The organism is Marinobacter sp. HL-58, assembly GCF_001314605.1.
Taxonomy (GTDB): Bacteria; Pseudomonadota; Gammaproteobacteria; order Pseudomonadales; family Oleiphilaceae; genus Marinobacter.
Genome location: NZ_LIHP01000016.1, coordinates 544,066 through 562,109 on the forward strand (window position 1 = coordinate 544,066; position 18,044 = coordinate 562,109).

The 18,044-nt window shown below is 58.6% G+C and carries 15 protein-coding genes; 1 reads left to right on the top strand and 14 read right to left on the bottom strand.

Annotated features, from left to right (window positions below; translation table 11 throughout):
* Positions 1-66: 66 nt before the first annotated feature.
* The 5 genes from moaC to HLUCCO03_RS15050 form a co-directional block, all read right to left on the bottom strand.
* Entirely contained in the window at positions 67-555 is a 489-nt protein-coding gene (moaC, locus tag HLUCCO03_RS15030) for a cyclic pyranopterin monophosphate synthase MoaC (protein WP_027831068.1), read from the bottom strand.
* Between the two features lie 78 nt (positions 556-633).
* A complete protein-coding gene (locus HLUCCO03_RS15035; RefSeq protein WP_197025642.1) occupies positions 634-1,593 on the bottom strand; it encodes a Nudix family hydrolase in 960 nt (319 codons plus the stop codon).
* Complete coding sequence (argJ, locus tag HLUCCO03_RS15040; RefSeq protein ID WP_027831066.1) at positions 1,593-2,810, bottom strand: bifunctional glutamate N-acetyltransferase/amino-acid acetyltransferase ArgJ; 1,218 nt, start codon at positions 2,808-2,810, stop codon at positions 1,593-1,595. The genes HLUCCO03_RS15035 and argJ overlap by 1 nt, the downstream gene beginning before the upstream one ends.
* A gap of 91 nt (positions 2,811-2,901) precedes the next feature.
* Positions 2,902-5,646: a preprotein translocase subunit SecA gene (gene secA, locus HLUCCO03_RS15045; RefSeq protein WP_027831065.1), complete on the bottom strand. Its 2,745-nt coding sequence runs from the start codon at positions 5,644-5,646 to the stop codon at positions 2,902-2,904.
* A gap of 176 nt (positions 5,647-5,822) precedes the next feature.
* Positions 5,823-6,776 carry a M23 family metallopeptidase gene (locus HLUCCO03_RS15050; protein WP_027831064.1) on the bottom strand — a complete coding sequence of 318 codons (954 nt, stop codon included), beginning with the start codon at positions 6,774-6,776 and terminating at the stop codon, positions 5,823-5,825.
* A gap of 294 nt (positions 6,777-7,070) precedes the next feature.
* On the opposite strand from HLUCCO03_RS15050, the gene HLUCCO03_RS15055 reads away from it, so the two are divergent.
* The gene (locus HLUCCO03_RS15055; protein WP_027831063.1) at positions 7,071-7,517 is read left to right on the top strand and encodes a DciA family protein; all 447 of its coding nucleotides are present in this window, start codon (positions 7,071-7,073) and stop codon (positions 7,515-7,517) included.
* A gap of 11 nt (positions 7,518-7,528) precedes the next feature.
* On the opposite strand, the gene lpxC is transcribed toward HLUCCO03_RS15055, so the two are convergent.
* The 9 genes from lpxC to murD form a co-directional block, all read right to left on the bottom strand.
* Positions 7,529-8,443, bottom strand: a complete 915-nt coding sequence (gene lpxC / locus HLUCCO03_RS15060) for a UDP-3-O-acyl-N-acetylglucosamine deacetylase (RefSeq protein WP_027831062.1) — start codon at positions 8,441-8,443, stop codon at positions 7,529-7,531.
* A gap of 206 nt (positions 8,444-8,649) precedes the next feature.
* Positions 8,650-9,807, bottom strand: coding sequence for a cell division protein FtsZ (ftsZ, locus tag HLUCCO03_RS15065; protein ID WP_027831061.1), 1,158 nt, complete (start codon positions 9,805-9,807; stop codon positions 8,650-8,652).
* 100 nt (positions 9,808-9,907) lie between these two features.
* The gene (gene ftsA / locus HLUCCO03_RS15070; RefSeq protein WP_027831060.1) at positions 9,908-11,143 is read right to left on the bottom strand and encodes a cell division protein FtsA; all 1,236 of its coding nucleotides are present in this window, start codon (positions 11,141-11,143) and stop codon (positions 9,908-9,910) included.
* A gap of 36 nt (positions 11,144-11,179) precedes the next feature.
* Entirely contained in the window at positions 11,180-12,019 is an 840-nt protein-coding gene (locus tag HLUCCO03_RS15075) for a cell division protein FtsQ/DivIB (RefSeq protein ID WP_027831059.1), read from the bottom strand.
* Positions 12,012-12,986, bottom strand: coding sequence for a D-alanine--D-alanine ligase (locus HLUCCO03_RS15080; RefSeq protein WP_027831058.1), 975 nt, complete (start codon positions 12,984-12,986; stop codon positions 12,012-12,014). The genes HLUCCO03_RS15075 and HLUCCO03_RS15080 overlap by 8 nt, the downstream gene beginning before the upstream one ends.
* Positions 12,979-14,424: a UDP-N-acetylmuramate--L-alanine ligase gene (gene murC / locus HLUCCO03_RS15085; protein ID WP_027831057.1), complete on the bottom strand. Its 1,446-nt coding sequence runs from the start codon at positions 14,422-14,424 to the stop codon at positions 12,979-12,981. The genes HLUCCO03_RS15080 and murC overlap by 8 nt, the downstream gene beginning before the upstream one ends.
* Positions 14,417-15,502 carry an undecaprenyldiphospho-muramoylpentapeptide beta-N-acetylglucosaminyltransferase gene (gene murG, locus HLUCCO03_RS15090; RefSeq protein WP_027831056.1) on the bottom strand — a complete coding sequence of 362 codons (1,086 nt, stop codon included), beginning with the start codon at positions 15,500-15,502 and terminating at the stop codon, positions 14,417-14,419. Before murG ends, murC begins: the two co-directional genes overlap by 8 nt.
* The gene (gene ftsW, locus HLUCCO03_RS15095) at positions 15,495-16,697 is read right to left on the bottom strand and encodes a putative lipid II flippase FtsW (RefSeq protein WP_027831055.1); all 1,203 of its coding nucleotides are present in this window, start codon (positions 16,695-16,697) and stop codon (positions 15,495-15,497) included. Before ftsW ends, murG begins: the two co-directional genes overlap by 8 nt.
* Positions 16,697-18,037 (bottom strand): UDP-N-acetylmuramoyl-L-alanine--D-glutamate ligase, encoded by a 1,341-nt coding sequence (murD, locus tag HLUCCO03_RS15100; protein WP_027831054.1) that lies wholly within the window; start codon positions 18,035-18,037, stop codon positions 16,697-16,699. The genes ftsW and murD overlap by 1 nt, the downstream gene beginning before the upstream one ends.
* Positions 18,038-18,044: the final 7 nt, after the last annotated feature.

The window sequence follows — 18,044 nt, forward strand, 5'->3', positions numbered from 1 at the left end:
CGTGGCCACCGTCCTGGCGTAGTCTCTGCACGGTCACTCCTCCCGCAATGCTGATGTATACAGGACTTACGAACCGGAGCCCGGAGCAGACCAGTGACCACTGCGACCACCTTTCTTTTCCAACAGACGAATATTGTCCACCACCATGCCGCGGTCAACGGCCTTGCACATGTCATAAAGGGTCAGTGCGGCCACACTGGCAGCGGTCAGAGCTTCCATTTCCACGCCCGTCTGCCCCGAGAGCTTGCACAGCGTTGCAATATGTACCGATGCACCGTCATCCCCGGGCGTCAGCTCTACCTTTACCGATGTCAGATTCAATGCATGGCAAAGCGGAATCAGGTCGTGGGTTTTCTTCGCCGCCATAATGCCAGCCACCCGGGCGACAGCCAGCACGTCGCCCTTGGGGTGCTGCCCCTCGACGATCATGGCGAGGGTTTCAGGCGCCATCCTGATCAAAGCTTCCGCTCTGGCCTCACGCTCGGTAACCGCCTTGGACGTCACGTCCACCATTCGTGCGGCGCCTTTTTCATCGAGATGCGTCAGTTTGCTCACAGACTCTCCAGGGAATGTCGGATGGATCGAAGTGTATCTATCATACCAGAGGGCACATCCTCTGCGGCCTGATCAATATCAGTTGCCCGGCCACCAGAAACTGATGCCGGCAACCCCCTGGGCACCGGTGCTCCTAGCTTTGGAAACATCCGCCAGACCGAGCCCGCCGAGTGCATAAACGGGGACCGTTGCGCCTGCAACCAGTTCTCTGAAACAGCGCCAGCCCATGCCTGATACGCCAGGGTGGGAAGGCGTGGGTTTTACCGGGCCCAGGGTAATAAAATCGGCCTGCAACTGCTCCGCATGGGCTATCTCTTCGGCGGTGTGACAGGAAACCGCCAGCAGGTAATCGCCAGAGCATGGGCGCGCAGATAGCTGGCGTGCTTCAGCCCAGGGCAGATGCAGGCCACAAGCCTCGGGGAAACGCCCGAGCAGCGAAGGTGCACCGTGCAACATAAGCCTGGAATGACGGCCATTGCATTGCTCCAGCGCCCATTGCGCCCGCCGGGCGTAAGCCTCTTCGTTCAACCCGGGCGCACGAAGCAGGCACAGATCAGGGCCGGCCTGGCTCATACCTGCCAGGAACCGGTCAACGAATGCATCCTCGCTTTGTGCGGAACCGGTGATGGCATAATGGTCTGGCAGTCTCAGGGCACGGATGATCGGACGGTTGGCAACCGGAAAATCCGCATCGTTCAACTCGCTGACATCAAGCCAGCGTATTTCTTGACCTTCGCGCCCATGCGCTTCACCATCCGCCGACAACGCTCGCCACACATCCAGATACACCCGCTTGTCACCGTAGTCGTGGCGAACCTCAATGACCGGTTCCAGGTCATCCGCCGCGATCCGCAAACCGGTTTCTTCCAGGATTTCCCTGACCAGGGCCTGTTGAACCGTTTCATCGGCTTCAACCTTGCCACCGGGAAACTCCAGCAGCCCACCCTGGTGAACATGTTCCGGACGACGGGCGATCAACACTTTCCCGCTGCGGAATATAGTGCCCACCGCAACGTGTATTTCCCGAATCGTGGTCATCAGGTGCGATATTCGGCATTGATGGTGACATAGTCATGTGAGAAGTCGCAGGTCCACACCCGTTCCATGACTTCGCCCCGCCGGAGATCAATATGAATGGTGATTTCCTCGCCATCCATCACGGCCTGCCCACGGGATTCGCTGTAGTCCTCTGCCCGGCCACCGTTTCGCACTAGACAAACATCACCCAGCCAGATTTCCAGGGCATCCAGATCCAGCTCCTCCACTCCGGCACGCCCCACAGCCGCCAGGATCCGGCCCCAGTTGGGGTCGGATGCAAATAGAGCCGTCTTTACCAGGGGGGAGTGAGCAACGGTGTAGGCAACGTCCAGGGCCTCCTGAACCGAACGGGCGCGGCTGACCTCGATGGTGACAAACTTGGTGGCACCCTCGCCATCGCGAACAATGGCATGGGCCAGTTCCAGGAACACCTCCTGCAGCGCGGCTCTCAGCTCTGGCAGGCACGGGCTGTCGAAATTGATCTCGGGGCCACCATACTGGCCACTGGCAATGAGCATGCAGGCATCGTTGGTAGAGGTATCGCCGTCGATGGTAATCCGGTTGAAGGACTTCTCACCCAGCTCTGAAGCCAGCGACGACAACACCTCTGGTGCAATATGCGCGTCGGTGGCAATAAAGCCCAGCATGGTCGCCATGTTAGGGCGGATCATGCCAGCGCCCTTGCTGATACCGGAAATCGAGACCCTATGGCCATCGAGCTGGATCTGCCGTGTTGCCCCTTTTGGCCGGGTATCCGTCGTCATGATCCCGGTTGCAGCCTCGGCCCAGTGGGATTCGGACACATCCGCCAGCGCCTGTGGCAACGCATCCGCAATCTTGCTGACCGGCAGAGGCTCGCCAATCACACCGGTGGAAAACGGCAGTATTGCCCCGGCGGCCACACCAGCAAGATCCGCCAGTGCCTGGCAACAGGCCTGGGCATCTTTCATACCCTGCGCGCCGGTGCCGGCATTGGCATTGCCGGTGTTGATCAACAGGTAGCGAGGTGCGTCACTGGCGAGATGGCGTCGGGCGATATGAACCGGAGCGGCACAGAACTGGTTGCGGGTGAAAATACCGGCCACGCGGCTGCCCGGGGCCAGCTCGATGACCACCAGATCCTTTCTGCCCGGCTTCTTGATACCGGCGCTCCCGATGCCCAGCTTCACACCGGCAACCGGAAAAAATGTCGGCAAGGTTCCTGGACCAACTGCCATTTTCACTCTCCTCTTGTCATGCTCCAAACGAAAAACCCGCAGCCTGATCGGATCAGGGTGCGGGTCTCATTCTACTGGTCAGTACCGGGAATCAGCTGACCTTTCCGCAACACTGTTTGTATTTCTTGCCAGACCCGCAAGGACAAGGCTCGTTGCGCCCCACTTTACGGTCCTGTCGCACGAAAGTTTCCGGGGTACCCTGTGGCTGCGCTCCGGCGGAACCGGCATTTTCATCCGGCTTCTGGCCGGTGGCGCTGGTTTCATCGTGGCGCAGCCGTGCCTGGGCCAGCTCGCGCTCCAGCTCTTCCTTGCGACGGCGCTCAACTTCTTCCATTTCTTCACGGCTCTGCACGCGCACATGGGAAAGCACCCTCACCACATCCCGCTTCATGGTTTCCAGCATGGTTTCAAACAGATTGAAGGCTTCGCGCTTGTATTCCTGTTTCGGGTTCTTCTGGGCATAACCCCGCAGGTGGATACCACGGCGCAGATGGTCCATGTTCGACAGGTGTTCCTTCCACAAGGTATCCAGAACCTGCAGGAATACCTGTTTCTCGAACTTGCGCATGGATTCGGCGCCGGCAATTTCTTCCTTGGCTTCGTAGGCAGCAACAATTTCGTCCAGAATCCGCTGGCGGAGGTTTTCCTCAAACAGCTTGCTGTCTTCATCCAGCCACTTCTGGACTGGCAGGTTAATGGCCATTTCCGACTGCAGCTGGTTTTCAAGGCCGGTTATGTCCCATTGCTCGGGCATGCTCTGCGGCGGAATAAACTCACTGATCAGCGCGTCGACCACATCTTCACGGATGGTCTTGACCATGTCGGAAATGTCTTCTGAAGACATGACCTCGTTACGCTGATCATAGATAACGGTACGCTGGTCGTTGGCAACATCATCGTATTCCAGCAGGGTTTTACGCATGTCAAAGTTGCGACCTTCCACCTTGCGCTGGGATTTTTCGATGGCGTTGGTAACCATACGGTGTTCGATGGCCTCGCCCTTCTTCATCCCCATGGCCTGCATCAGGCTCTTTACCCGGTCCGGAGCGAAGATCCGCATCAGGTTATCTTCCAGGGACAGGAAGAAGCGCGATGAGCCCGGGTCACCCTGGCGGCCGGCACGACCACGGAGCTGATTGTCGATACGACGGGACTCGTGGCGCTCGGTACCGATAATGTGCAGGCCGCCGGCCTCCAGTACCTGGTTGTGGCGCTCGGTCCATTCCGCCTTGATACGGGCCACTTCCTCTTCCGTCGGGTTATCCATACCCGCCACTTCAAACTCCCAGTTACCGCCCAGCACAATGTCGGTACCACGGCCCGCCATATTGGTGGCAATGGTGACGGCGCCGGGGCGACCGGCCTGGGCGATAATATGAGCTTCACTTTCATGCTGCTTGGCGTTGAGGATCTTGTGGTCAATCCGGGCCTTTTTAAGCAGCATGGACAACAGCTCGGAGGCTTCAATGGAGGCTGTACCCACCAGGATCGGCCGCCCTTCGGCAGTGACATCCTTGATCTCATCGATAATCGCGTGGAACTTCTCCTCCTGCGTCAGATAGATCAGATCGTTGTAGTCAATCCGCTGGATTGGCTTGTTGGGAGGAATAACCACCACGTCCAGGCCGTAGATCTGACGGAACTCGAACGCTTCCGTATCGGCAGTGCCGGTCATACCCGCCAGCTTGTCGTAGAGGCGGAAATAGTTCTGGAATGTGGTGGAGGCCAGGGTCTGGCTCTCCGCCTGGATACGAACACCCTCCTTGGCCTCAATGGCCTGATGCAGGCCCTCGCTCCAGCGACGGCCGGGCATGGTACGGCCGGTGTGCTCGTCAACAATGACGACCTGGTCACCCTGGACGATATAGTCCACATCCTTCTGGAACAGATGGTGAGCCCTGAGGGCGGAATGAACATGGTGCAGCAGTGACAGGTTGGCAGCGGAATAGAGACTCTCACCTTCCTTCAGCAGACCCCGCTCCAGGAGCAGTTCCTCTACCTTCTCGTGACCGCCTTCGGTCAACTCGGCCTGACGGGATTTCTCATCGATGATGAAGTCACCACTGGGCTCACCCTCTTCACTGACCTCACCCTGCTCCAGGCTCGGTACGAGTTCATTGATGGCTTTATAGAGCTTTGAGCTGTCTTCAGCTGCGCCGGAGATGATCAGCGGTGTACGGGCTTCGTCAATCAGGATGGAATCCACTTCGTCGACGATGGCAAAGTGCAGACCGCGCTGCACCTTGTCGTCGGTACTGAAGGCCATGTTGTCCCGCAGATAATCAAAACCGAACTCGTTATTGGTGCCGTAGGTAATATCGGCCTGATAGGCAGCGCGCTTCTCTTCCCGGGGTTGACCGGCAACCACTACACCCACCTGGAGACCAAGAAAGCGATACAGCTTGCCCATCCACTCGGCGTCGCGGCGGGCCAGGTAATCGTTTACCGTCACCAGGTGAACGCCTTTCCCGGTCAGTGCATTGAGGTAGACGGCAAGTGTGGCCACCAGGGTTTTACCCTCACCGGTTTTCATTTCTGAAATCCGGCCCTCATGAAGCGTGATACCACCGATCATCTGCACGTCATAGTGGCGCATTCCCATGACGCGCCGGCTCGCCTCCCGGGTAGTGGCAAACGCTTCCGGAAGCAATGCATCGAGGCTTTCGCCTTCATCATAACGGCGACGGAATTCCGCGGTCTTGCCCTGCAACTCGGTATCCGACAAATTGCCATACTGCTCTTCAAGTTCGTTAATGCGCGACACGGTTTTGCGCATTCGCTTGATTTCTCTGGCGTTCTTACTGCCGAACATCTTGGTTGCAAGCTTTGTGAACATAGACCACTGCTTCTTTGATTAAACGGAGGAAGCCGGCATTCTAACCTTATTTCGCAGCAGTACAAAAGTCAGGCCTCACAGAAGCCTGTCACAACGCTGAAAAGATTGAAAAAAGGATGCCTGGCCCGTGGCGACAGGAAAAAGTCAGACGCCACCTCGGGCGCCCGACAGGCCGCTTAGCGGCTGGCGCGTTTGATATAGGTTTCCGGGTTTTCTGACTTGCCGTTACGAATGACTTCGAAATGCACGTGAGGCCCGGTGGAACGCCCTGTGCTGCCCATCAGCGCAAGAACCTGCCCCTTCTGGACAACATCGCCTACATCGACCTTGATGGTCTTGGCGTGAGCGTAGCGGGTCACCAGGCCATCACCATGGTCCACTTCCACCAGGTTGCCATAGCCATACCGTTCGTCCGCGTAGGTGACCACGCCACCGGCAACGGATATGATATCGCTGCCTTCCTTGCCAGCGAGATCCACGCCGGCATGCCAGGTACGTTTGCCAGTGAACGGATCGGAACGGTATCCGTACTTGGAAGACAGCCAGCCCCAGGTAATCGGCCGGCCTTGCACGTAACGCTCTTTCTCAAGCTTCTGGCGCGAGGTGACCATGTCCAGCATGCGAAGCTGCTGCTCCCGGTCTTCAATGCGCTTTGCAAGCTGGTCGATCATGCTGGTGAGCTCAGGTGCGGTATAGGAATCCCCATCCAGATTGTCTTCGGGACCACCCACAGCGGCTGGCTGATTGAAGTCGAACTCGTCACTGGCTACCAGGCCGGATTCCACAAAGCGCTGCCCAAGGGCATCCAGGCGAAGCAGGCGGCCCTGCATTTCACCCAGGCGAAGCGTCAGGGCATCCACTTGCTGCTGAACATTCTGCTCGATCTGTGTGAGCTCGCCCTTTTGCTGGTCGAGTTTTTCACGCCATTGCGCAACCAGCTCGGACTCCGCAGGCTCTGCCGGTTCAACCTGGCTGACGGCCACCTGGTAACCGGACCAGCCTGCCAAAACCAACATTGCGACTACAAACAACACCAGACCGGCGGCAACCGGAGCATTAATTGAAACCGTGCGGGATTTCCCATGTCGCTTGCCAACAAGGATAATGTTCATATCGTCTTCTGGTTTCATGGGGGGTGCAACCTGATCCTGTAGTGTTGCATCCCGAGTGTTCTGACTGGGCCTGCCGGGGCATCCTTTGCCAGATTGCGGAGCTCCTCTCCGACTAATCAATCCTCGACAGCATAGACCGTGTCCGAAAACGCACGTGCTATCCGTTGCAACGACTACATTTAATAAAATGGCAGTCACCCATGGACATACACGCGCCAGACAATGTAAAACGAGTGTAATACAGGCCCTGCCTATTAACCGTGCCGAAGTGTAACCAATCGTAACCGTTGTCGTCGAGAACTACTGATTGCCATGAAGAAGAAAACCGACCTCGAATTGACACCGGACAGCTTTTCCAGGGCCTCAACCCTGCGGGAGCTTATGGCGAAAGCCCAGCATCATGCCAGGGCCGAGGAACTGGTCGTCGCAGCGCTGCCCGAGAGCCTTGCCAAAGGAACGCGGTTCGTAAGCTGCAAAGAGGGCGAACTGATTCTATCCGCCGAGACTGCCACAACCGCAAGCCAGATCCGCTTCCGGCAGCACGAGATCATGGAAGAGCTACGCAGGCAGGAGCTTTTCCGCTTCGTCTGGAAACTGAAAGTGAAGGTCGCCCCACCGAGGTTCAGCGAACGGCCCAGGATGAAAATGACGCCCCTGAGTAACGAAAATGCCCGGCTCCTCAAAGAGGAAGCCGGGCACACGAAGGACAAACAATTACGCGAGGTTCTCGAAAAACTCGCAAGCCACGTCCGGGATTAAGGCGTCCTGCCTCAGCCCGCCGCCAGCACAGGTTTCATATAGGATATCGGGGCAGCGGCCTCGTCATCGAAGGTTACCACTTCCCACGCATCCTCTTCCGCCCTGAGCTTGCGCAACAGCTTGTTGTTCAGATCGTGGCCGGATTTGATACCACGGAACTCGCCAATCAGACTGTTGCCCAACTGGTACAGGTCACCGATGGCATCCAGCAACTTGTGCTTGACGAACTCATCGTCGTAGCGCAGCCCGTCTTCGTTGAGGATCTTGTAGTCATCAACGACGATGGCGTTATCCACGCTTCCGCCCAGCGCCAGGTTCATCGCCCGCAGCTTCTCGATGTCACGCATGAACCCGAAAGTCCTTGCGCGGCTGACTTCCTTCACGAAAGACGTGCTGGAGAAGTCAACGGTCGCAGTCTGGGCGCGCCCCTTGAACACCGGGTGATCAAAGTCGATGCCGAAGCTGACCTTGAAGCCTTCAAATGGCAGCAGGGTCGCCTTCTTGTCGCCTTCCTCAACCGTAACTTCGCGCTTGATGCGGATGAATCGCTTGGCCGCGTCCTGCTCGGCAATACCGGCAGACTGCAGAAGAAACACAAAAGGACCGGCAGAGCCGTCCATGATGGGCACTTCCGCGGCACTGAGTTCGACGAAGCAGTTATCAATCCCGAGACCAGCCATGGCTGACAACAAATGCTCTACTGTTGCAACCCGGACACCGTCTTTCAGCAGTGTCGTGGAAAGCATGGTCTCACCCACGTTCTCCGCACAGGCACGGATTTCGACAACCGGGTCGAGATCGGTGCGGCGGAATACGATACCCGTCTCTACCGGAGCCGGCTTCAGGGTCAGGTAAACCTTTTCACCTGAGTGCAGGCCAACACCGGTAGCACGGATGGTGTTTTTGAGTGTCCGTTGTCTGATCATCGGTACATATTTCCGTCACATAAATTCGATATAATCGGGGCAAAAAATCTGCCCGGAGAATACCAGAAGTTGATACTGAATACCATTTAACCAATCGTAACGCTTCGTAACTCCACGACTGGCCTCCGGCGCAGGGCCGGTTTGATAGTCAGCACACGTCAATCAGCGAAAATGGTTCCACTACTGAACGCACTTGCAACAGATTATCAGTCAGCCTGACGACGAAGGAATGCGGGAATATCGAGATAGTCCACGCCCTGCTCTTCGCTGTCCTTGCTCTGATCGATCGCCACGTTGCCATGAGCTACCGCCCTGCGGCGCAATACGGCGGGACGATCAAGCTGGTTATAATCTGTTGTGCCATCAAGGCTGCGGGTGTTGTCCACCACCTTGGTTGGCTTTTCGCGATCGCCACCAAGGCCGGTGGCAACCACCGTTACCTTGAGTTCGTCAGTCATTTCCGGATCGATCACCGTACCTACGACCACGGTGGCGGAATCGGATGCAAATTCGCGGACAATATCGCCAACCTCGGAGAATTCGCCCAGGTTAAGGTCCATACCCGCAGTAATGTTGACCAGGATGCCCTTGGCGCCCTGCAGGTTGATGTCTTCCAGCAGCGGGCTGCGTACCGCCGCTTCTGCCGCTTCGCGGGCCCGGTTTTCGCCGGTGGCACGAGCGGTACCCATCATCGCATTGCCCATCTCTGACATGACGGTCTTCACGTCGGCAAAGTCGACGTTGATCATGCCGTTACGGGTAATCAGGTCGGCAATACCCTGTACCGCACCCAGCAGAACATCGTTGGCCGAGGCGAACGCGTCCAGCAGGCTGGTTTTCTTGCCCATCACCGCCAGCAACTTCTCGTTGGGGATGGTGATCAGCGAGTCAACGGTTTCTTCCAGCTCCCTGAGGCCGGCATCTGCCACGCTCATGCGCTTGCCGCCCTCAAACATGAACGGCTTGGTGACCACGGCAACGGTCAGGATGCCCAGCTCACGGGCGACTTCCGCAACCACGGGAGCAGCACCGGTGCCGGTTCCGCCACCCATGCCGGCGGTAATGAACACCATATCGGCGCCTTTCAGGGCCTCGGCGATGCGGTCGCGATCTTCCAGGGCGGACTGGCGCCCCACTTCCGGGTTGGCACCGGCACCCAGGCCCTTGGTGATGTTGCCACCGAGCTGGATGATCTGTCGTGCATCCAGGTCCGTCAGGGCCTGGGCATCGGTATTGGCGCAGATGAATTCCACACCTTCAATATCACTGTTGAGCATGTGACGAACGGCATTGCCGCCACCACCGCCAACACCCACTACTTTAATGACAGCGTTCTGCTGGACATTATCGACGAGTTCAAACATTCCCCTACTCCTTCGTGCTGTTTATCAGCCTTTTCCAGACTGATTTTTCGAGATTATGATTTTCGAGATACCTTCGTGTCTTACTTCTCCCGACCCACCGTCAGAAATGACCGGTGAACCAGGCTTTCATGCGCTCAAACAGCGTGGGTGCGTCTTCACCCTTAAGCGCCGGCGCCCGCCCCAGATCCATCTGGCGGAAGCCATGAATCAACAACCCCACGCCCGTGGCGTAGATCGGGTTGTTGACCACCTCCGTCATGCCGGAGACCGCCTGCGGACAGGCAAGCCTTACCGGCATGTGGAAGATTTCCTCGGCCAGCTCCACCACGCCTTCCATGGTTGAGGAGCCGCCGGTTATTACAACGCCCGCCGGGATCAGGTCTTCAAATCCCGAGCGGCGCAGTTCTGACTGCACCAGGGTGAACAGCTCCTCATAGCGGGGCTCCACCACTTCAGCCAGGGCCTGGCGCGACAGGTCCCGCGGGGCCCGGTCGCCCACGCTGGGCACCTTGATGGTTTCGTCCGCACCGGCCAGCTGTGTCAGGGCGCAGGCATACTTGATCTTGATTTCCTCGGCATTCTGCGTGGGCGTTCGCAGAGCCATGGCAATGTCATTGGTCACCTGGTCACCGGCAATGGGAATCACCGCGGTATGACGGATGGCGCCGCCGGTAAACACCGCGATATCCGTGGTTCCGCCGCCAATGTCCACCACGCACACACCCAGCTCTTTTTCATCCTCGGTGAGGATGGCATGGCTCGACGCCAGCTGTTCCAGGATGATGTCATCCACTTCCAGGCCGCAGCGCTTCACGCACTTTTCGATGTTCTGTGCAGCATTCACCGCACAGGTCACCAGGTGCACCTTGGCCTCCAGGCGTACGCCAGACATGCCCATGGGCTCCTTGATGCCTTCCTGGCTGTCGATCACAAACTCCTGGGGCAGTATGTGGAGGATCTTCTGGTCTGCCGGAATGGCCACCGCCTGCGCTGCGTCAATCACCCGGTCGATATCCGCCTGGGTCACCTCACGGTCACGGATGGCGACAATGCCATGGGAGTTCAGGCTCTTGATGTGGCTGCCGGCAATCCCTGCATACACCGAATGAATCCGGCAGCCGGCCATCAGCTCTGCTTCCTCCACCGCACGCTGTATCGCCTGGACCGTGGTTTCGATATTGACCACCACGCCACGCTTGAGCCCGCGGGACGGATTGGAACCGATACCCACCACTTCAATGGTCCCGTCCATTTTTCGCTTGCCGACAATCGCGACCACTTTCGAGGTTCCGATATCGAGGCCGACAATCATGTTTTCCGTTTCAACCGATGACATGTATTCCACCAAACCGTAGGTCTGAATTAAGCGTTGCTATGATTTTGACCGGGAGGCCGTTTCTACCGGCTTCCACTGAACCGCTACGCCGTTGCTGTAGCGGGCATCCACCCGGCTGACTTCGTCTGCCCGTGACGCCAGCCGTTCCTGATAAACCGTAATAAACCTTTCAAAGCGCTCCTCCACCTGATCCCTTCCCAGCACCACTTCGATGCCATTGGCCATGGTCAGGGTCCAGGCACCCCGCTGCTCCAGGCTCAGTCCCGCAAATCCCAGGCTGTGCCCCGACAGCGTATCGGCCATTCCGCGGGCCATGGTGATCACTTCTTTCACCCGCTCGTCGGGACCCGCCAGCCGGGGCAGCTTTCCGGCCACTTCCGGATTACCCGGTGAAAACAGCTCGCCGTTGCGGCTTACCAACTGATCGCTGTTCCAGTAAGCCAGCGGCTTCTTCTCGCGAATCTCGACCTGTAAACGGTCTGGCCAGACGCGTTTGACCGCGGCGGACTCCACCCATGGGCGCTGCTCAAGACTGTCCTTGATGTCCGAGAGATCGGTGGCGAAAAAACTCCGCCCGATCCACTTACCCACACTGCGTTCCAGCGACGTCCGGTTCTCACCCACCAGGGTTCCGGTGACATCAATAGCCATCACCTGCCGGTCCATGGCGCTGAGAACCTGGCTGGTACCCCAGGGCACCATCGCTGCCAGCAGCACAATGAGCGCTCCCAGCATTACCTGGCCCCAGGGGGCCGCTGCCAGAATCGCTTTCAGCAAACCAAACCGGTCCCGCTCAGGCCCTACGGAAGTTGCCCCGCTACGCCTGGGAGGGTCGGACGGAACCGCCCGACTCCGGATCAGCAGCCTTTCAAGCATCGCCATCCTCCAGCGTGTCTTTGAGAATCCGCACCACCAATTCTTCAAAACTGATGCCCGCCGCCCTGGCGGACATGGGAACCAGACTGTGATCCGTCATTCCCGGCACTGTATTGACTTCCAGTAACCAGAAATCTCCCTTCCGGTCCTGCATGATGTCTACCCGTCCCCAGGTTCGGCAGCCCAGCACCCTGAACGCTTCCAGCGCCAGGTGTTGCAGTTTCAGTTCACTGTCCGGATCGAGCCCGCAGGGAATCTGGTAACGGGTATCGTCCGCCAGGTACTTGGCGTCGTAGTCGTAGAACACATGATCCGTGCTCAGGCCAATGGCAGGCAGCGCCTGATCCTGCAACAGGCTCACCGTGAATTCGGGCCCCTCAACCCACTCCTCAACAAGAACCAGCGGATCCAGAACCGCGGCCTGCTCATAGGCTTCCACCAGTTCCTGACGGCTCGCCACCTTACGGATACCAATGCTTGAGCCTTCTCTCGACGGCTTGACGCTCAACGGCAGGGTCAGCTCCTGGAGAATGCTGTCCGCCTCATCCACCGAGCCCATGGCGCGGAATTTCGGCGTGGGCAGACCACAGCCTTTAAAAACGTATTTGGTCCGCAGCTTGTCCATGGCCAGCGCCGAGGCCAGAAGCTCGCTGCCGGTATAGGGAATACCCGCCTGTGACAGGATTGCCTGGATGGTGCCGTCTTCTCCGCCACGGCCGTGCAGGGCAATGAATACCCGGTCAAACTGGGGATCTTCCACGGTTTTCAGCAGGCAACCACGGACATCCACCGGATAGGCCTCCACCCCGGCGGACAACAGGGCAGACAGCACGGCCTGACCGCTTTTCAGGGACACCTCGCGCTCGGCGGAATCACCACCCATAAAGACGGCTACCCGCCCCAGCGCCCTGAGCGTTTCCGGGTCAGCCTGATAGCCCTGTGTATCCATCCGGTTCACATCACTCATCTGCAATCACTCCTGCTGCTGCCAGGCGGGCAGCAACACCACCAATATCCCCCGCTCCCTGTGTAATCAGCAGGTCGCCATCCCGAAGGTTGTTGGCAAGCAGGGTTTCAATCTCGTTATTGTCTTCCACGAATACCGGCTCAACACTTCCGCGCTGGCGAATACTGCGGCACAACGCCCGCCCATCGGCACCGGTGATTGCCGGTTCACCGGCGGAGTAAACCTCCATCAGCAACAGGCCATCCACTTCCGACAGCACCCGCACGAAATCCTCGTAAAGATCCCGGGTCCGGGTATAGCGGTGGGGCTGGTACAGCATGACCAGCCGGCGACCCGGCCAGGCATCATGGGCGGCACGAATCACCGCCTCGACTTCCGTGGGATGGTGGCCGTAGTCGTCAATCAGCGTGATGGTGCCCTTGCGCGTCTTGTAGTCGCCGTATACCTGGAAGCGGCGGCCAACACCGGCAAAGCCCGCAAGGCCCCGACAGATGGCGGCATCGTCCACACCCTCGTCCGTGGCAACGGCTATCGCGGCAAGAGCGTTCGATACGTTGTGGCGGCCCGGCATCTTGAGCTCCACATCCAGGTCACTGCGGCCTCCGGGACGACGAACCGTAAAGCGCGTTCTGAGCCCGTCGGACTGGATATTCTCGGCCCGGTAGTCGGCATCGGGGTTGTCGATGGCATAGGTGATGATGGCGCGGGAAATCCTCGGAATAATTTCCTGCACGTAGTCATCATCCACGCACATGACCGCAACGCCGTAAAACGGCAGATTGTGGAGAAAGTCCACAAAGGTCTGCTTCAGGCGCCCGACATCACCGCCATAGGTGTCCATGTGGTCGGCTTCAATATTGGTAACCACGGAAATAACCGGGGTCAGATGCAGGAACGACGCATCGCTTTCATCCGCCTCCGCCACCAGATAGCGGGACCCACCCAGCTGGGCATTGGTGCCGGCACTGTTGAGCTTGCCACCGATCACGAATGTGGGGTCCAGCCCCGCCTCTGCCAGTATCGAGGCGATCAGGCTGGTGGTCGTGGTTTTACCATGGGTCCCGGCGACGGCAATGCCGTGACGATAACGCATGATCTCCGCCAGCATTTCGGCGCGGGGTACGATCGGTACGCGCCTGCTGCGGGCAGAGGCCACTTCCGGGTTATCTCCTGCCACTGCAGAGGAAACCACCACCACGTCTGCCCTGGCACTGTTCTCCGCACGATGTCCGATGAACACCTCGATACCCATGGCCGTCAGACGATCAGTCACGGCACCCTCGCGGATATCCGAGCCGGAAACCTCGTAACCCTGGTTCTTGAGCACTTCAGCAATACCGCTCATGCCGGCACCACCGATACCGACGAAGTGGATATTGCGGATACGGCGCATCTCGGGCACCTGATAAACCAGCGGGGGATTAGTGGGCTCAGCCATTGGCGGCCTCCAGACAGTAATTCACGACTCTCTCCGTTGCATCGGGGCGGGCCAGCGATTTTGCGGCCTCCGCCATATCAAGTATCCGGCTGCGATTCTTTCCCAGGTCGGCCAGGGTTTCCGCCAGCAATTCGGGTGACAGCTTTGGTTGTGGAATCAGAATGGCGCCTCTGGCATTGACCATTTGCTGTGCATTTCTGGTCTGGTGATCATCCACTGCATGGGGAAACGGCACCAGAACCGCACCGATGCCGGCAACACAGAGCTCGGAAACCGTCAGGGCACCAGCCCGGCACAGCACAATGTCCGCCCAGCCGTAGGCCTCGGCCATGTCCTTGATAAAAGGTTCCACGGACGCTTCCACACCATGCTCGCCATAGGCTGCCCGGGCCTCTTCGAAGTTCTTTTCACCGCACTGGTGACGAACCGTCGGGCGCTCGGCTTCAGGCATCTTCGCCAGTGCTACAGGGACGGTATCATTGAAAACTCGGGCCCCAAGGCTGCCTCCCACCACCAGTAACCTGAGCGCTCCGGCGCGACCCGACATCCGTTGCTCAGGCGCCGCCAGCGATGCCAGATCCTGCCTGACCGGGTTGCCGGTACAGCGGGTTACCACGTCCGTACCGAAACTGCCGGGGAAGGCTTCCAGCACTGTGGTGGCAAAGCGCACCAGAATCCGGTTGGTCATACCGGCAATGGCATTCTGTTCATGAATGACCAGGGGAGCCCTGGTTAACCAGGCGGCCACTCCGCCGGGCCCGGTCACAAAGCCACCCATACCGATAACGCAGTGGGGGCGAATTGTGCGGAGCACGGTAAATGCCTGCGCCAGTGCCCGCATAAGACGAAAAGGCGCCATCACCAAAGCCAGCCGCCCCTTGCCCCGCAGGCCTGATACCTGGATTAACGAAAGCGGTATGTCGGTGTCGCCAATCAATCGCTCTTCCATACCGCTCCTGGAGCCGAGCCAGAAAACCTCATGGCCCTTTTCCTGGAGCTTCCTGGCAGTTGCCAGGGCCGGGAACACATGGCCACCGGTACCGCCAGCCATCATCAGGAAACGCCGCTTGTCAGTCATAAACTGCGCCTCCCCTGGCCGCTGGCTTACGGGAGTTCTCGCTGGCGACTTTCTCGCGGTCGATCCGTTCCATTTCCACCCGGGCCAGTATTCCGATACAGATTGCCGTGATCATCAGGCTCGAACCACCATAGCTCACAAGCGGCAGTGTCAGGCCCTTGGTGGGCAGCAGCCCTGTACTGACGGACATATTGATACTGGCCTGCAAACCAATCAGCAGCGTGATGCCATAAGAAAAACAGGCGGCAAACGGCATGTCCGCTTTCTCGGCCCTTCTGGCAATCACAAATCCCGTGACCACCAGAACCGTGAACAGGCCCAGTACGATGAGCGACCCCAGCAACCCGAACTCCTCGGCGATAATTGCGAAGATAAAGTCGGTATGGGCTTCCGGCAGATAGAACAGTTTCTGAACAGAATTACCCAGGCCGGTACCGGCCCAGTCGCCACGACCAAAAGCGATCAGGGACTGGGTCAGCTGGTATCCGGTATCGAACTGGTCCTTCCACGGGTCCAGGTAACTCACAACCCGCTTCAATCGGTACGGCTGGGTAAACACGAGCACCGCGCCCATAACCACCAGCACGCCAATCAGCGGCATGAACCGGCTGAGGCGAATACCACTGAGGAAGATCATGCCGGCTGCAGCAGTAACAAGTACAACGGTGGCCCCGAAATCCGGCTCGATAACCAGAAGCACGGAGGCCACGCCAAGCACGGCCAGCGGTTTCAGGAAGCCGATCCAGGTATTAAGCAACTCGTCCCGCCGGCGCACCACATAGCCCGCCAGGTAGGCAATCAGACACAGCTTGGCAATCTCCGATACCTGCACATTGAACAGGCCGAATGAAATCCACCGGGTGGAACCGTTAACGGTAAGCCCCAGTGGCGTCAGTACCAACAACAGCGACATTAACCCGATGCCCAGCAATAACCAGCCGCTGCGTTCCCACCAGGAAATCGGCACATTGACCGCAATCAGGGCACACACGCAGCCGATGCCGGCAAACAGCAGCTGACGGATCACGTAGTGGTAGCTGTTACCCATGGATTCGGCCGCCATATCCATGGAGGCCGACGAGATCATGACAATACCCATCACCAGCAATGCGGCGGAGCTGATAACAAGCAACGGTAACGGACGCAGATCACGAAACAGGCTTTGGCGATCGGGCAGTGACAGGTCAGCGTGCATCACAGTCCCTCCACCTGTTTGCGGAAACTGTCTCCGCGCTCGTTATAATCGCGGAACATATCGAAACTGGCACAGGCCGGCGACAGCAACACCCGGTCTCCCGGCTCCGCCAGATCAGCAGCCGTGTGCACCGCCTCTTCCATACCGGAAGCGTTAACGACCCGGGTTGAATCGCCCAGTGCAGCGGCAATAACCCCTGCGTCAGCGCCAATCAGCACGACGGCCCGGCAATGGGCTGCAACAGGCTCCGCCAGCGGTGAGAAATCGGCACCCTTGCCCTCGCCACCGGCTATCAGAATCACTTTGCCACCGTCAGGTACGAGGCTTTCGATAGCGGCCACGGTGGCACCCACGTTGGTACCCTTGGAATCATTGATGTAATCCACCTTGCCAACCCGCCGGATAAACTCACAACGATGAGGCAGCCCCCTGAAATTTCGAGCAGTCTCCAGCATCACTTCCATCGGCAGATCCGCGGCATGCCCCAGTGCCAGGGCCGCCATCACGTTGCTGAGATTGTGACGGCCCATCAGGCCCAGCTCATCCGCCCGTAACAGGTTGTCGAATCCGAAGGTAATCCATGTTCCCTCGTCATCCTCCCGGGTGCTGAACGTATCCGGATTGACCCGATGGAAACCGAAACACAGGAACCGGAGATTGTCCCGCGCCATCGGCGTGCTAAGAGCATCGTCCAGATTCACCACTGCGGTCTTGCAGCCATTGAAAATCCGCTGTTTGGCCTGGAAATATTCCATCTTGGTGGGGTAGCGATCCATATGGTCATCGCTGACATTCAGAACAGTTGCCGCCAGTGCGTTGAGCTCACGGGTGGTCTCCAGCTGGAAGCTCGACAGCTCCAGCACGTAGAGGTCCGCGCCGCGTCCAAGAAGATCCAGCGCCGGCGTGCCAATGTTGCCGCCCACTTCCACCCGGCGACTGGCCGCGCGGGCCATTTCCCCCACCAGGGTGGTGACCGTGGTTTTACCATTGGAGCCGGTAATAGCGACAATGGGTGCATCCGCAGCTTCGGCGAACAGGTCGATGTCGCCGCGTATCACTGCCCCCTTTTCCGCAGCATGGAGTATGGCGGGATCGGCAATACTGATGCCCGGGCTTACAACCAGCTCGTTAAAGCCGGCAAACAGCTCGCCATCGAAGTCGCCAAGATACAGCGGCAACTCCGGCCAGTTTTCCCTGAGCTCGTCCAGGCCGGGAGGCGCACTACGGCTGTCGGCCACCGCTACATCCCGGCCTTTTTCGCACAGATAGCGCACGCAGGAGAGCCCGGTTTTACCGAGCCCCACTACCAGTGTGCGACGATCCGAAACGATGACACCCATGGTGTTA

Coding starts and splice junctions, on each gene's coding strand:
- HLUCCO03_RS15055 (WP_027831063.1), top strand. CDS start 7,071: ATGAAGAAGAAAACCGACCTCGAATTGACACCGGACAGCTTTTCCAGG.
- ftsZ (WP_027831061.1), bottom strand. CDS start 9,807: ATGTTTGAACTCGTCGATAATGTCCAGCAGAACGCTGTCATTAAAGTA.
- secA (WP_027831065.1), bottom strand. CDS start 5,646: ATGTTCACAAAGCTTGCAACCAAGATGTTCGGCAGTAAGAACGCCAGA.
- ftsA (WP_027831060.1), bottom strand. CDS start 11,143: ATGTCATCGGTTGAAACGGAAAACATGATTGTCGGCCTCGATATCGGA.
- lpxC (WP_027831062.1), bottom strand. CDS start 8,443: ATGATCAGACAACGGACACTCAAAAACACCATCCGTGCTACCGGTGTT.
- HLUCCO03_RS15035 (WP_197025642.1), bottom strand. CDS start 1,593: ATGACCACGATTCGGGAAATACACGTTGCGGTGGGCACTATATTCCGC.
- ftsW (WP_027831055.1), bottom strand. CDS start 16,697: ATGCACGCTGACCTGTCACTGCCCGATCGCCAAAGCCTGTTTCGTGAT.
- HLUCCO03_RS15075 (WP_027831059.1), bottom strand. CDS start 12,019: ATGCTTGAAAGGCTGCTGATCCGGAGTCGGGCGGTTCCGTCCGACCCT.
- argJ (WP_027831066.1), bottom strand. CDS start 2,810: ATGGCAGTTGGTCCAGGAACCTTGCCGACATTTTTTCCGGTTGCCGGT.
- murG (WP_027831056.1), bottom strand. CDS start 15,502: ATGACTGACAAGCGGCGTTTCCTGATGATGGCTGGCGGTACCGGTGGC.
- HLUCCO03_RS15080 (WP_027831058.1), bottom strand. CDS start 12,986: ATGAGTGATGTGAACCGGATGGATACACAGGGCTATCAGGCTGACCCG.
- HLUCCO03_RS15050 (WP_027831064.1), bottom strand. CDS start 6,776: ATGAAACCAGAAGACGATATGAACATTATCCTTGTTGGCAAGCGACAT.
- murC (WP_027831057.1), bottom strand. CDS start 14,424: ATGGCTGAGCCCACTAATCCCCCGCTGGTTTATCAGGTGCCCGAGATG.
- murD (WP_027831054.1), bottom strand. CDS start 18,037: ATGGGTGTCATCGTTTCGGATCGTCGCACACTGGTAGTGGGGCTCGGT.